Raw genomic sequence first — 14,747 nt, 5'->3', positions numbered from 1 at the left:
CCGGACATGCGCATCCCGATCGCCCATTGCCTCGGCTGGCCGGAGCGCATCAAGGGACCGTCGGCGCGGCTCGACCTTGCCAAGATCGGCACCTTGACCTTCGAGGCGCCCGATTTCGAGCGGTTCCCCGGCTTGCGGCTGGCCTATGAGTCGCTGCGGACGGGTCGCGGCGCCACGACCGTGTTCAATGCTGCCAATGAAGTCGCGGTGGCCGCGTTCATCGGTGGTCACATCCGGTTCGGTGCCATTGCCCGGCTGGTCGAGGCGACGCTGGAGGATTGGACAAGGTCAGGTAATCAGGCACCGCTCTCGTCCGCGGACGACGCCATCGCCATTGACCATGATGCGCGAAAAAAGGCCGCGGGGCTCTTGCCTCAAATCGCCGCAAAAGCATCTTAGAGGGTTGGACGGGCCGAAGGCCCATCGGGAAGGTCATCGATGTCCGAATTTTTCCATCATATTTTCAGCACGTTGAGCAACGGCCTGCTCGGCACCATCATCCCCTTCCTGTTCGTGCTCACGATTGTCGTGTTCTTTCACGAGCTCGGCCACTTCCTGGTCGCGCGCTGGGCCGGCGTGAAGGTGTTAACGTTTTCGCTCGGATTTGGCCCTGAACTGATCGGTTTCAATGACCGGCACAACACCCGCTGGAAGATCTCCGCGGTCCCGCTGGGCGGTTACGTGAAGTTCTTCGGTGATGAATCCGAGGCCTCCACCCCGTCGGCCGAGGCCCTGGCCAAGATGACGGCCGAAGAGCGCTCCGACAGCTTCCACCACAAGACCGTCGGACAGCGCGCAGCGATCGTGGCCGCCGGTCCGATCGCCAACTTCATCCTGGCCGTCATCATCTTTGCCGGCATGGCGCTCTATTACGGCAAGCCGAATACGACTCCGCGGGTGGACGCCGTCCAGCCGGACAGCGTCGCGGCTGCCGCCGGCTTCAAGACCGGCGACGTCATTGCCGCCATCGACGGCCGGGCGATCGAGACCTTCGGCGACATGCAGCGAATCGTGTCCTTGAATGCCGGGACCGAGCTGACCTTCCTGATCAAACGCGATGGGTCCGAGATCACCCTGAAGGCCACGCCCGCTCTCCAGGAGCGCAAGGACTCGTTCGGAAACAGTCACCGGATCGGCGTTCTCGGCATCCAGTACAACGCCAAGCCGGACGAATCGCGATCGGTCCCGGTCGGGTTCCTCGAATCGATCAAGTTCGGCTTCGAGCAGGTCTGGTTCATCATCACCACAACCTTCAAGTTCATCGCGTCGCTGCTCTCGGGAACCGGGAATGCCGGAGAGCTCGGCGGAACGATTCGAATCGCGCAGCTGTCCGGGCAGGCGGCGAGCCTCGGCTTTCAGGTTCTGGTGAACTGGTGCGCCATGATCTCGGTCTCGATCGGGCTCTTGAACCTGTTCCCGGTTCCGCTGCTCGATGGCGGACACCTGTTGTTTTACGGGGTGGAGGCGGTGCGCGGCCGTCCGTTGTCCGAGCGCGCCCAGGAAATGGGGTTCCGAATCGGCCTTGGCCTGATCCTGATGCTGCTGGTCTTCACGACCTATAACGACATCCTTCACATCGCGGGGTCCTGAACGCGGCTTTTTTACGACGTGGCGGATAGGCAACGTTTTGAAACGAACTTGAAAATTCGGAGAAATCCGGCGTTTGCCGTCGGGGCCAAATTGGCTACAAGCGAACGACAAATGGGAATCTGTCGGCTCGGTAGGGGTACTGAACCGGCATCGGAATAAGGGCGCGTAGCGCATGAAGTTCGGATTGCGGGTGCGGGGGGGCTTGGCGGCCGCCTTTATCATGTTCGCCGTTCCGGTGGCCTTGCCGCTGGCGAGCGTGGTCATGTCGTCGCCAGCCGCGGCTCAGACGGTCAACTCGATCGAAGTGGTGGGCAACCGCCGCGTCGAGCTGGAGACCATCCGCTCCTACTTCAAGCCGGGTCCGGGCGGCACGCTGGATGCCGGCCGCATCGACGACGGCCTCAAGGCCCTGATCGAGACCGGCCTGTTCTCGGACGTGAAGATCAACCGTCAGGGCGGTCGTTTGATCGTCAGCGTGGTCGAGAACCCGGTGATCGGCCGCGTTGCCTTCGAGGGCAACAAGAAGGTCAAGGACGAGCAGCTCCAGGCCGAGGTGCAGTCGAAGCCGCGCGGTACGCTGTCGAAGCCGATGGTGCAGTCGGATGCGCAGCGCATCGCCGAGATCTATCGCCGCTCCGGCCGCTATGACGTGCGCGTCACGCCGGAATTCATCGAGCAGCCGAACAACCGCGTCGACCTGATCTTCACGGTCGAGGAAGGCCCGAAGACCGGCGTCAAGTCGATCGAGTTCGTCGGCAACAACTCGTTCTCGTCCTATCGCCTCAAGGACGTCATCAAGACCCGCGAAACCAACCTGTTGAGCTTCCTTGGTTCCGGCGACGTCTACGATCCGGACCGCGTCGAGGCCGACCGCGACCTGATTCGCCGCTTCTACCTGAAGAACGGCTATGCCGACGTGCAGGTGGTCGCCGCGCTCAGCGAGTATGATCCCGAGCGCAAGGGCTTCATGGTGACCTTCAAGATCGAGGAAGGTCAGCAGTACCGGGTCGGTTCGGTCGACTTCCAGTCGTCGATCGGCACGCTCGACGCCAACACGCTGCGCGGCTACTCGCGCGTCAGCGTCGGCTCGCTCTACAACGTCGAGAACATCGAGAAGTCGGTCGAGGAGATGCAGATCGAGGCCTCGCGGCGCGGCTACGCGTTCGCGGTGGTCCGTCCGCGCGGCGATCGCAATTTCGAGGCCCATACCGTGTCGGTGGTGTTCGCCGTCGACGAGGGCCCGCGTACCTACATCGAGCGCATCAACATCCGCGGCAACACCCGCACCCGCGACTATGTCATTCGCCGCGAGTTCGACATCTCCGAGGGTGACGCCTACAACCGCGCCCTGGTCGACCGCGCCGAGCGCCGCCTCAAGAACCTCGACTTCTTCAAGGACGTGAAGATCTCGACCGAGCCGGGCTCGTCGAGCGACCGCGTCATCCTGGTCGTCAACCTAGAGGAAAAGTCGACCGGCGACTTCTCGATCTCGGGCGGCTACTCGACCACCGATGGTGCGCTCGCCGAGGTCTCGATCTCCGAGCGCAACTTCCTCGGCCGCGGCCTGTTCGCTAAGGCGTCGGTGACCTACGGCCAGTTCGCCCGCGGCTATTCGCTGTCCTTCGTCGAGCCCTATTTGCTCGACTACCGGGTGGCGCTGGGTCTCGACCTCTATCAGCGCCAGCAGCTGGCCAACAACTTCATCTCCTACGGCACCAAGACGCTCGGCTTCAGCCCGCGCCTCGGCTTCCAGCTGCGTGAAGACCTGTCGCTGCAGCTGCGCTACTCGATCTACCGCCAGGAGATCTCGCTGCCGGCGACACTGTCGGACTGTAACAACGTCGCTGGTGGCAGCATGATCGGCAACCGCTTCGTGCCGTTCGCTCCCACGCCGGCTTTCATCAACACGCCAGTGGCGCAGGGCGGTTTGGGTGGCGTCGACCCGCTCGGCGCCGGAGGACTGGGTTGCTTCGCCAACGGTGAAGCCTCGCTGCCGGTCCGCCGTGAACTGGCGAACGGCGCGACGCTGACCTCGGCGCTCGGTTACACGCTGAACTACAACACGCTCGACAACAACAAGAACCCGACCGACGGCCTGCTGGTCGACTTCAAGCAGGACTTCGCGGGTGTCGGCGGCGACGTGTCGTACCTGAAGACCGCGTTCGATGCGAAGTACTTCACCCCGCTGGTGTCGGACATCGTCAGCATCGTCCACCTGCAGGGCGGCATCCTGAACAAGATCGGCAACACGCAGCTGCGCATGCTCGATCACTTCCAGATGGGTCCGAACCTGGTTCGCGGCTTCGCTCCGAACGGCATTGGTCCGCGCGACATCAACCCGTTCGGCACGCAGGACGCTCTCGGCGGCACCAAGTACTGGGGCGCTTCGCTCGAACTGCAGATGCCGTTCTGGTTCCTGCCGAAGGAAACGGGCCTGAAGGGTGCGGTCTATGCCGACGCTGGCGGCCTGTGGGGTTACCAGGGGCCGACGTCGTGGGCTGCCACGGGCGAGATCAACACTCCGGGCTGCATCAAGCCGACGCGCAATCCGAACAACGCGGGTACCTGCCTTGGCCTGCAGTTCGACGACCAGAACAAGGTCCGGACGTCGGTCGGTGTGGGTCTGGTGTGGGCGTCTCCGTTCGGTCCGCTGCGCTTCGACTACGCGATCCCGCTCACCAAGGGACAGTTCGACCGGACCCAGGAGTTCCGGTTCGGCGGCGGCACGTCGTTCTGAGCCTGAGCGAGACAAATCCGGGTTGGCATCGCCCAGCCCGGCCGGTGTAAGAGATGCGAGCTCGGTTCCGGGAGACTGGAGCCGGGCTCTGACGTTTTGAGAGTGTGACGGGATGGCCCAGCCGACCTTCTTTCAATCTCCTCCCCCGACGACCTTGGCGGCGATCGCCGCGAAGGTGAGCGCGGTGCTCGTTGACCCCTCTCAGGGCGACAAGGTGATCAAGGGGCTGGCCTCGCTTGACGAGGCCGGGCCGATGCACCTGGCGTTCTTCGACAACCTCAAATACGCCGACCAGCTGGCCCGGACCAAAGCCGGCGCGTGCCTCGTCAGTCCGCGCTTCGAGGCCCGCGTGCCGGCGCATGTCACGGTCGTCAGGGCGAGCCAGCCGTTCCGCGCCTTCGTGCAGCTGGCGCGCGAATTTCATGCCGATGCGCTGCGTCCGCAGCCCTGGTTTGGCGACGACGGCATCTCGCCTCAGGCGATCATCGATCCCAGCGCCCGGCTGGAGGACGGCGTCATTGTCGAGCCGCTGGCGGTGATCGGCGCCCATGTCGAGATCGGCTCGGGCACCATCGTCGGCGCCGGCGCGGTGATCGGGGCACACGTCAAGATCGGCCGCGACTGCAATGTCGGGGCCCGCACCGTCATCCAATGCGCGCTGATCGGCAACGACGTGCTGATCCACCCCGGCTGCAGCATCGGCCAGGACGGTTACGGCTTCATCTTCTTCGGAGCGAACGGACACACCAAGGTGCCGCAGACCGGCCGGGTGATCATTCAGAACCATGTCGAGGTCGGCGCCGGCACCACGATCGACCGCGGCAGCCTGCGCGACACGGTGATCGGCGAGGGCACCAAGATCGACAACCAGGTGCAGATCGGCCACAATGTCACAATCGGGCGACATTGCCTGCTGGCGGCCCAGATCGGACTGGCAGGCAGTCTCACGATCGGCGACAACGTCGCGCTTGGGGCGAAGGTCGGTATCAATAATCACGTCACGATTGGCGATGGCGCGCAGGTGACGGCGATGAGCGGCGTCAAGGACGACATCCCGCCGAACGGCCGGTGGGGCGGCTTCTTCGCCAAGCCGACCAAGCAGTGGTTCCGCGAGATCGTTGCGGTGGAACGGCTGGTGCGTGATCAGGCAACGAGCAGGGACGAAGGACGGGAGTGATGGAGGAGTCACCCATCAAATTTGCGGACATCGATATCAACGAGATTCTGAAGACGCTGCCGCACCGTAACCCGTTTCTCCTGATCGACCGCGTGAAGAACATCCGCGCCGACTACAGCGGCATCGGCGTCAAGAACGTCTCTTTCAACGAGCCGTGCTTCCAGGGCCATTTCCCGGAGCGGCCGGTTTATCCGGGCGTGCTGATGATCGAGGGCATGGCGCAGACCGCGGGTGTCATCGGCATCAAGTCGGTCGAGGGCACGGAGAAGCCGCGCGCGGTGTATTTCCTCACCATCGACAAGTGCAAGTTCCGCAAACCGGTGCTGCCCGGGCAGACCATCGAGTATCACATGCGCTCGATCGGCCGCCGCAAGACGATGTGGTGGTTCCACGGCGATGCCAAGGTCGATGGCGTTGTCGTCGCCGAGGCCGATGTCGGCGCGATGCTGACCGACTGAGCTTGAGACGAGAGAGTTGGTTGCGTTGAGATGAGCAAGATTGATCCCACCGCGCGCGTCGAGGACGGCGCCGCGATCGGCGAGGGCACCGTGATCGGTCCCTATTGCATCATCGGCCCGAACGTCGTGATCGGGGCGAACTGCAAGCTGATCAGCCACGTCCAGATCATGGGTCACACCACGCTCGGTGACGACAACGTCATCTCGCCCTTCGTCGTGCTCGGCGGCGCGCCGCAGGATCTCAGCTATCGCGGCGAGCCGCACCGGCTCGAGATCGGCTCCGGCAACACCTTCCGTGAAGGCGTGACGATGAACATCGGCACCACCAAGGGCGGTGGGCTCACCAAGATCGGTAATGCCGGGTTCTTCATGAACAACGCGCATGTCGCGCATGATTGCGTGGTCGGCAACAACGTGATCTTCGCGACCTCGGCGACGCTCGGCGGCCATGTCGAGGTCGGCGATGCCGTCTATATCGGCGGCCTCTCCGCCGTGCATCAGTTCACCCGCATCGGCCATGGCGTGATGGTCGGCGGCGTCTGTGGCGTGCGCGGCGACATCATTCCCTATGGTCTCGTCAACGGCCAATATGCCGCGCTCGAAGGCCTCAACATCATCGGCATGAAGCGCCGCAAGTTCACCCGCGAGCGGCTCGCGACCGTCCGCAACTTCTATCAGAAGCTGTTCCACGGCCCCGGCGTGTTCGCCGATCGTCTCGCGGCCGTGCGCTCCATGACCGGTGACGATCCGGCCATCGCCGAGATCCTGGCCTTCATCGAGGGGGGCCGCCACCGCGCGCTGTGTCTGCCGGAGATCGGCAGATCCGCGCCCGCCGAGCTCTGACGGTCATGGGCGGGCCGGCCACCGAGACCGCAGCGCCTGTCGGCTTGATTGCCGCCGGCGGCGTGCTGCCTTTCGCGGTTGCCGACGCCATCGTCGCGCGTGGCCAGACCCCCGTGCTGTTCGCCCTGAAGGGCATCTGCGATCCCAGGCCGCTGGCGCGCTTTCGCCATCACTGGATCGGTCTCGGACAACTCGGCAATGCGCTGAAGCTGCTGAAGACGGAGGGCGTCCGCGACCTCCTGTTCATTGGCAATCTGGTGCGCCCCGCCGTCTCCGAGATCCGCTTCGACTGGGGAACGCTGCGCGAGCTGCCCTACATCTGGTCGGCATTCCGCGGCGGCGATGATCATCTCTTGTCCGGCGTCGGCCGCATCTTCGAGCGGCACGGCTTCCACATGATCGGCGTCAAGGACGTCGCGCCCAACCTGCTCGTGCCCGAGGGTCATCTGACGCGGAGCCGGCCCAGCGATCTGGTCACTGGCGACATCGTCAAGGGGCTCGCCGTGCTCAGGGCGATGGCGCCGTTCGATGTCGGGCAGGCCGTGGTCGTGATCGACGGCCACGTCGTCGCGCTGGAGGACATCGAGGGCACGGATGGCCTGCTGGCCCGCGTGGCGCACCTGCGTGCTGATCGCCGCATTCGTTCTGCGGCAGGGCGGGGCGTGCTGGTGAAGGCGCCGAAGGCCGGCCAGGATCTCCGCTATGATCTGCCAACCATCGGCCCGCGCACGGTCGAGGGTCTCGCGGCAGCCGGCCTTGCCGGCGTCGCCGTTGCAGCAGCGCATACGCTGCTCGCAGATCCGCAGGAGACGGTCACGGCCGCCGATCGTTCCGGCGTGTTCATCACGGGCGTCACTGCGTGACGGCGCAGCCGCAGGCCGGCCCCGCCGTCCGCAGGATCTGCCTGGTCGCCACCGAGGAGTCCGGTGATCGTCTCGGCGCCCCCCTGATGAAGGTGCTGCGCCAACGCCTCGGTGATGGCGTCGAGTTCACCGGCGTCGGCGGCCGCGACATGACGCGGGAGGGACTCGTCTCGCTGTTTCCGATCGAGGAGCTCTCGATCATGGGCTTCACCGGCGTCTTGAAGCAGCTGCCGAAGATCCTGCGTCTGCTCCGGCAGACCGTGGACGCGGTCGTGGCGAGCCAGCCCGACGTGCTCGTCATCATCGACAGTCCCGATTTCACCCAGCGCGTCGCGAAGCGCGTTCACGCCCGGGCTCCTGCGATCCCGATCGTGAACTACGTCGCTCCGACGGTGTGGGCATGGCGGCCGGGCCGGGCGCGCGCGATGCACTCTTACATCGATCACGTGCTGGGCCTGCTGCCGTTCGAGCCGGAGGCGTTTCGCAGGCTCGGCGGTCCGCCCTGCACCTATGTCGGCCATCCGCTGATCGAGCAGCTATCTGCGCTGCGTCCCGACGCGGCGGAGCAGGCGCGTCGCGACGCCAAGCCGCCGCTGCTGCTGGTGCTGCCCGGCAGCCGGCGCAGCGAGGTCGCCCGCCACATCGCCGTGTTCGGCGAGACGCTCGCGCGCTTGCAGACACGAGGCCTTGCGTTCGAGGCCGTGGTGCCGACCACACCGCATCTCGAAGCCGCCGTCAGGGCCGGGGTCGCGAGCTGGCCAGTGACGCCTGCCATCATCACCGGGGAAGCGGAGAAGCGTGCGGCCTTCCGCAGCGCTCACGCAGCGTTGGCGAAGTCGGGCACGGTCACGCTCGAGCTTGCGTTGTCAGGCGTGCCGATGGTGACCGCCTATCGCGTCGGCGAAGTCGAAGCCTTCATCCTGCGCCGGATCATCAACGTGCAGTCCGTCATCCTCGCCAATCTCGTGATCGGCGAGAACGTCATCCCGGAATTCCTGCAGGAAGGCTGCACCGCCGACAATCTCGCACCCGTGCTGGTCGATCTGTTGAGCAACGGTCCGATCCGCACGCGCCAGGTCGAAGCCTTCAATCGTCTCGACGACATCATGTCGACCGGCGCTGCCTCTCCCAGCGTTCGCGCCGCCGACATCGTGCTGGCCACGATGCGCGGCGGACGGCAGGGCATGCCCCGACAACAATGAAGGCTCCGCAGGGTACCGGCGCTGCCGTGACCCCTCCAGGCGAGAGCTCGAAATGACGCCGTGCCCACCATCTTGCTGATGAGTTGACCGATCGATGCTGCGCACGCAGCCGCTTGAAACAAGATGGGCCGATCGGACCTGCAGACGAGGCCAAGCCGCAAGCCACCGCATCGAAGAATCCTTCGCCACGCGTGACTAGCTCGGTGCAGCCCGACACATCCGCCGGCTTTTCGCACTCGATACTTGTGGCAATCGCAACACGCTCTCTGCAGCGAGGCGCAACGAAATCAAAACCGAGCTTCAAGGTCGGGCCGGAATCTCCCGCGGACGAATAAGGGGCCGCCGCTGTTTGCTCGCGGGTCCATTTGTGGGTCCAGGCGAACTACGACGGCGCGCGGCGACTGTCTCATCTTGCATCCCTGACCTGATACAGGAGGGTGATTTTGAATCATTCCACCTGCCTGATCCACTCTACTCAAGATTGTAGAGCTAAGGTCACCTAGATCGTGTCAGTTGCCGCGGCCCCTCGGGCCGGGACCACGACGATTAGTAAAACGCGATCTCCACTCGTGATCGTGCGTGTAGGAAGGCAAGCTCATCTATAGATTGCGTAGTAAAAAATAAAACACTTGATGTTGTGCATAAGTCTGTTGGCTTGTTGATCGAAAGAGAAAGATCGAATTCCCTATATCCGAACCAAGGGAATGCGGCAGGAGGCCAATGTGTCTGATAGCTCGCAGTCGACCGATCAGGTGATCGTAAGGGAACGACTGATCAAGAAAGTTATAGGCGCCTCCGCGGGCGCTATTTTTTGGTTTCTGAATACAACTACAGGGTGTTTTGCCGGAGGAATGTCGCTCCCGGGCAGCTTCTCGGTAAGTCAGACCGGAGCGGCGACATACTCGATCCCGATTGCCCTGGCGCCTGCGACGGCGGGGCTGAGTCCATCCTTGTCGCTGGATTACAGCAGCCAAGGTGCCAATGGTCTGCTCGGTGTCGGATGGACGTTGGGAGGAGTGCCATCGATCGGACGTTGTGCGCGGACATTGGCGCAGGACGGTGTGCTTGGCGGGGTCAATTTCGACGCCAATGACAGGTTCTGTCTGGACGGTCAGCGACTCATCGGCGTGAGCGGCACCTACGGTGCCGATGGGGCCGAGTATCGGACCGAGGTGGACTCCTATTCGAGGATCATTTCCCACGGCACGGCCGGCACCGGACCAGCTTGGTTCGAGGTCCGAACGAAATCCGGCCAGGCGTTGGAGTTTGGCCACACGACCGATTCCCAGGTCTTGGCTCAGGGCAAGACGACGGCGCGAAGTTGGGGGCTCAACAAGCTCGCCGACAGCAAGGGAAACTATCTGACGGTTTCCTACGTCAACGACGCTACCGTCGGCCAGGTTTATCCGTCGCGCATCGACTATACCGGAAATGCCGCGGTCGGGCTCGCCCCCTACAACTCGGTGCAGTTCGTCTACGGAACGCGTCCAGACCCCATTCGGGGCTATCACGCGGGGTCGCTGGCGCAGACGACGGTGCGTCTCACGAATGTGAAAACCTATGCCGGCTCGGCATTGGTCGCGGACTACCAGATCTCCTATCAGCAGAGCCCGACCAGCAATGTATCCGAGATCAATTCAATCAAGGTCTGCGCGGCCGATGGAGCTTGTCTTCCAGCGAAGAGCTTTCAATGGGCAAATGGCGGCGGAGCTTCGTTCTCAGCACAAGTGATGTCCATCACCAACGGCGAAAACTTCAGGACGCCGGCAGCGGGTGGTGGAACGCAGGGACCTGGTGCGGCCACCGGCAATCCTGGGTTCCAGCAGATTTTTGCCGATTTCAACGGAGACGGCAAAAGCGACATCATGATGTTCTACAGCTCGCATTTGTTCGGATTTCTCAGCAACGGAGATGGCACGTACACGATCGCGAACTCCGGTACGCCAAATAACTGGGATTTTGGCACGAATCCGGCTTCCAACTACATGTTGATCTCGGGTGACTTCAACGGCGACGGAAAGTCGGACATGGTCCTGATTGGTGGGGCGTATCTTTACGTCTTCATAGGGAAGGGAGATGGCACCTTCAACGGCAGCGCCGTGGCTTGTCCGAATGGCTGGAATTTCGGAAGTCCTCCGCAAGCCACCTACACGCCGATCATCGGAGACTTCGACGGCGATGGAAGGACCGATTTCCTGCTATTGAGCGGTCAATATCTCTACGAATTCATGAGCAGAGGCGACGGAACGTTCACGGGGAATACAATTAACATCGGCATTTGGAACTTCGGAGCGCGTGTCTCCGATGGATTTACGCCTATCTCCGGCGACTTCAATGGCGACGGAAAGTCCGACTTCATCATGATGGGAAGCAACTATCTGTATGAGTTCATGAGCAATGGGGATGGATCGTTCACTTACAATGGCGTTCCCATCAACGGATGGGCCTTCGGCACTCCGCCGGCAGCCGGCTTCATGCCGATCGCCGGCGACTTCAACGGTGATGGCAAGACCGACTGGGTCATGTCACAGGGAGCCTATCTCTATGAGTTTCAGAGCAAGGGTGACGGGCAATTCAATTTGATCCAGATTTCCACCGGCACCTGGAATTTCGGGTCGCCGACGGCGGCGGCGTTTGTGCCCGTCGGCGGTGATTTCAATGGAGATGGAAAGGCCGACTTTGCGCTGATTGGGGGAAGTGGACCGTATATCTATCAGTTCATCAGCAAGGGCGATGGCACCTTCAATTTCAATACACTGGCGATGCCGAACGGCTGGAACTTCGGCTCCCCACCGACGACAAACTTCTTCATGTTTTCTGGCGATTACAATGGCGACGGACGCAGCGACTTCGCCTTCATGGAGACGACCCACATCTATACCGTGTTCGCGAATGGCGGTCCGGGCGACGTCATCACGGGGATCACGAGCGGACTTGGCATCCAGACGTCCGTGACCTATTCGTCCCTTACGAACAGCGCGGTCTACGGCAGGGACTCGACTGCGACCTATCCGACACTCGAACTGCAGATCCCGTTCTATGTGGTTTCGCGCGTCGACACCGCGAACGGGGTGGGTGGGAGCTACAGCTCGGCCTACACCTACGCCGGGGCCAAGGCCGATCTGACCGGCCGCGGGAATGCTGGGCTTCCGCCAGATGACGGTGAAGGATCTGCAGACGGGCATCGCGGACACGACGAATTTCCGGCAGGACTTTCCCTATATCGGCATGGTGGCATCGACGACGCGGACCCTGGGCACGCAGACGCTGGGGCAGTCGACCAACACCTACCAGTTCAGCAATGCGGCGGGAACGTCGACCATCAGCCCGTCGAGTGCGCCTTACCGGGTGTCGCTGGCGCAGAACGTGTCGAGCGGGACGGATCTCGACGGCTCGGCTCTGCCGACGGTGACCACGGCGAACCAGTACGACGCCTACGGCAACGCGACGTGGGTCAGCGTATCGACGCCGGACGGCTACAGCAAGACGACGGTCAACACCTACAGCAACGACCCGTCGCTCTGGTACCTCGGGCGTCTGACCCGGGCATCTGTCACCAGCGTCGCGCCATAGCAACACGGCAGCGAGAGGCCTGTGGCGTGGGCTCGTCCACGCCCACGGAGAATCTGTGTCCTGCGTTGTGCCGGTCAGGGGCTGACCGGCCGGTTTCGGCAGCATCAATCGGCGACTTGGGGGCTTGGCGCCATGACGATCTCGATCAGAACCGCATTGCCGCAGGTTGCGGCTGTCATCGCGCTGACGCTGGCGGCGCCGGCGTGGGCGGCGAGCAGCATCACGCGAACCTCGTCGTTCGCCTATGATGCGGCCTCTGGCTTGCTGACCCAGGAGGTGGTCGAGCCGGATAATCCGGCGCTGCGGCTGCAGACGGACTATGTCTACGACGCGTTCGGCCACAAGCAGTCGGTGACGGTCAGCGGTGCCGACATCGTCAGCCGCTCGAGCTCGAGCACCTATGACGCGCGCGGGCAGTTCGCGACCTCCAACAGCAATGCGCTGGGGCAGAGCGAGAGCTTCCAATATGACCCGCGCTTCGGCCAGCCGATCAGCCATACCGGGCCGAACGGACTGACCACGACGTGGAGCTACGATTCGTTCGGACGCAAGATCCAGGAGACCAGGCCGGACGGCACGATCACCCGCTGGAGCTACCAGTTCTGCAGCGGCGTCAATGGCGGCACCGCGACGTGTCTCTCCGGGGCGAGCTATCTGACCCAGGAGACGTCCTACGCATCCGACGGCAGCACGGTGATTGCGCCGACGGCGACCGTGTACTTCGATGCGCTGGAGCGGGAGATCGGACGCCGTACGCAGGGCTTTGACGGCAGCGTCGTGCAGGCCACCAAGAGCTACGACGCGCTGGGCCGGGTCACCCAGACCAGCCGGCCGTACTTCGTGACCGGCGGCACGCCGCGTTACACAACCTTCACCTACGATACGCTGGGACGGGTGGTCTCGACGACGCAGCCGGACGGCAGCGTGGCGCAGATGGCCTATCACGGCCTGACCACGGTCGAGACCAATCCGCTCGGCCAGACGCGGACGACCGTCAAGAACAGCCAGAGCCAGATTGCGTCGGTGACCGACGCGATGGGCAAGACGCTGACCGCGGCCTATGACGCGGTCGGCAACATGGTGCAGACCACCGACCCCGACGGCAACGTCATCACCGCGACCTACGACCTGCGCGGCCGCAAGGTCGCGAGCTCCGATCCGGATCTGGGCATCTGGACCTATACGTACAATACGCTGGGGCAGCTGGTCACCCAGACCGACGCCAAGGGGCAGGTCGTCAGCCTGAGCTACGACATCCTCGGCCGCATGGTGCAGCGGGTCGAGCCGGACATGACCTCGGTCTGGACCTACGACACCGCGGCCAACGGCATCGGCAAGCTCGCCGCAACCGGTATCACCGCGGGCTCCGGCAGCGGCTTTGCCCGCAGTATCAGCTATGACAGCCTCGGCCGTCCGCTGCAGGTCGCGAGCACCATCGATGGCGCGACCTATACGATGGGGGCGACCTACGACGCCAACAGCCGGTTGACCAAGGTCAGCTATCCCTCCGGCTTCACGGCGCGCTATGGGTACAACAGCCTTGGCTTCGCCAACCAGCTGCAGGACGACACCACCAGCCAGTCGTTCTGGACGGCCTATGCGATGGATGCCGAGGGGCATCTGACCCAGCAGACCGCGGGCAACGGCCTCAGCACCATCAGGGGCTTCGATCCTCTGACGGGGCGGCTGGCCAGCATCGCCACCGGCACCAAAGGCGCCGTGCAGAACCAGACGTTCGGTTACGACCGGCTCGGCAACCTGACCTCGCGCAGCGACGTCAACACCCATGTCAGCGAGACATTCGCCTATGACGCACTGAGCCGGCTGACGTCCTCGACGACCAACGTCGACACGACGCCGCTGGTCAAGACGTTCTCCTACAGCCCGATCGGCAACATCCTGACCAAGTCGGATGTCGGCAGCTATACCTATCCGGCGGCGGGCCAGCCGCGGCCGCATGCGGTCACCGGCGTCTCCGGCACCATCACCGCCAGCTTCACCTACGACGCCAACGGCAACCAGACCTCCGGGCTCGGCCGCAGCATCGTCTACACCTCCTACAACAAGCCGGCGAGCATCACGCAAGGGTCGCGCACGATCTCCTTCGTCGACGACACCGACCATCAGCGCGTCAAGCAGGTGACGCCGGAGGGCACGACGCTCTATCTCGCCGCCTTCGGCGTTGAAGCCGAGGTGCAGAACCCCGGCACGGTGACGCAGAAATGGACCGACTATCTAATGGTCGGCAACGCCCGCGTCGGCATGCGCTTGGCGCAGACCTCCGGCGGCAGCACGACGGTCACG

General features: G+C 63.5%; 8 protein-coding genes and 2 pseudogenes. All 10 read left to right on the top strand.

Annotation, left to right across the window (positions count from 1 at the left end; translation table 11 throughout):
• A pseudogene (locus tag BRAO375_RS24210) lies at positions 1–399 on the top strand (1-deoxy-D-xylulose-5-phosphate reductoisomerase); the annotation flags it as partial.
• Positions 400–438: 39 nt separating this feature from the next.
• The gene (gene rseP / locus BRAO375_RS24205; protein WP_009030085.1) at positions 439–1,590 is read left to right on the top strand and encodes an RIP metalloprotease RseP; all 1,152 of its coding nucleotides are present in this window, start codon (positions 439–441) and stop codon (positions 1,588–1,590) included.
• Between the two features lie 172 nt (positions 1,591–1,762).
• Positions 1,763–4,327 (top strand): outer membrane protein assembly factor BamA, encoded by a 2,565-nt coding sequence (gene bamA, locus BRAO375_RS24200; protein WP_009030084.1) that lies wholly within the window; start codon positions 1,763–1,765, stop codon positions 4,325–4,327.
• 112 nt (positions 4,328–4,439) lie between these two features.
• Positions 4,440–5,504 (top strand): UDP-3-O-(3-hydroxymyristoyl)glucosamine N-acyltransferase, encoded by a 1,065-nt coding sequence (gene lpxD, locus BRAO375_RS24195; protein WP_009030083.1) that lies wholly within the window; start codon positions 4,440–4,442, stop codon positions 5,502–5,504.
• Complete coding sequence (fabZ, locus tag BRAO375_RS24190; protein WP_006611100.1) at positions 5,504–5,962, top strand: 3-hydroxyacyl-ACP dehydratase FabZ; 459 nt, start codon at positions 5,504–5,506, stop codon at positions 5,960–5,962. Before lpxD ends, fabZ begins: the two co-directional genes overlap by 1 nt.
• A gap of 30 nt (positions 5,963–5,992) precedes the next feature.
• A complete protein-coding gene (gene lpxA, locus BRAO375_RS24185) occupies positions 5,993–6,805 on the top strand; it encodes an acyl-ACP--UDP-N-acetylglucosamine O-acyltransferase (protein WP_009030082.1) in 813 nt (270 codons plus the stop codon).
• 5 nt (positions 6,806–6,810) lie between these two features.
• Positions 6,811–7,668: an LpxI family protein gene (locus BRAO375_RS24180; protein ID WP_009030081.1), complete on the top strand. Its 858-nt coding sequence runs from the start codon at positions 6,811–6,813 to the stop codon at positions 7,666–7,668.
• Positions 7,665–8,870 carry a lipid-A-disaccharide synthase gene (lpxB, locus tag BRAO375_RS24175; RefSeq protein ID WP_009030080.1) on the top strand — a complete coding sequence of 402 codons (1,206 nt, stop codon included), beginning with the start codon at positions 7,665–7,667 and terminating at the stop codon, positions 8,868–8,870. Before BRAO375_RS24180 ends, lpxB begins: the two co-directional genes overlap by 4 nt.
• Before the next feature lie 722 nt (positions 8,871–9,592).
• Positions 9,593–12,691 carry an FG-GAP-like repeat-containing protein gene (locus BRAO375_RS24170; RefSeq protein ID WP_244423265.1) on the top strand — a complete coding sequence of 1,033 codons (3,099 nt, stop codon included), beginning with the start codon at positions 9,593–9,595 and terminating at the stop codon, positions 12,689–12,691.
• Positions 12,576–14,747, top strand: a pseudogene (locus BRAO375_RS24165) (hypothetical protein); the annotation flags it as partial. The gene BRAO375_RS24170 and the pseudogene BRAO375_RS24165, both read left to right, overlap by 116 nt.

This window comes from Bradyrhizobium sp. ORS 375 (assembly GCF_000239775.1).
Taxonomy (GTDB): domain Bacteria; phylum Pseudomonadota; class Alphaproteobacteria; order Rhizobiales; family Xanthobacteraceae; genus Bradyrhizobium.
Note: the sequence above shows the minus strand (reverse complement) of the source record. Positions and strands in the feature narration are given on the sequence as shown.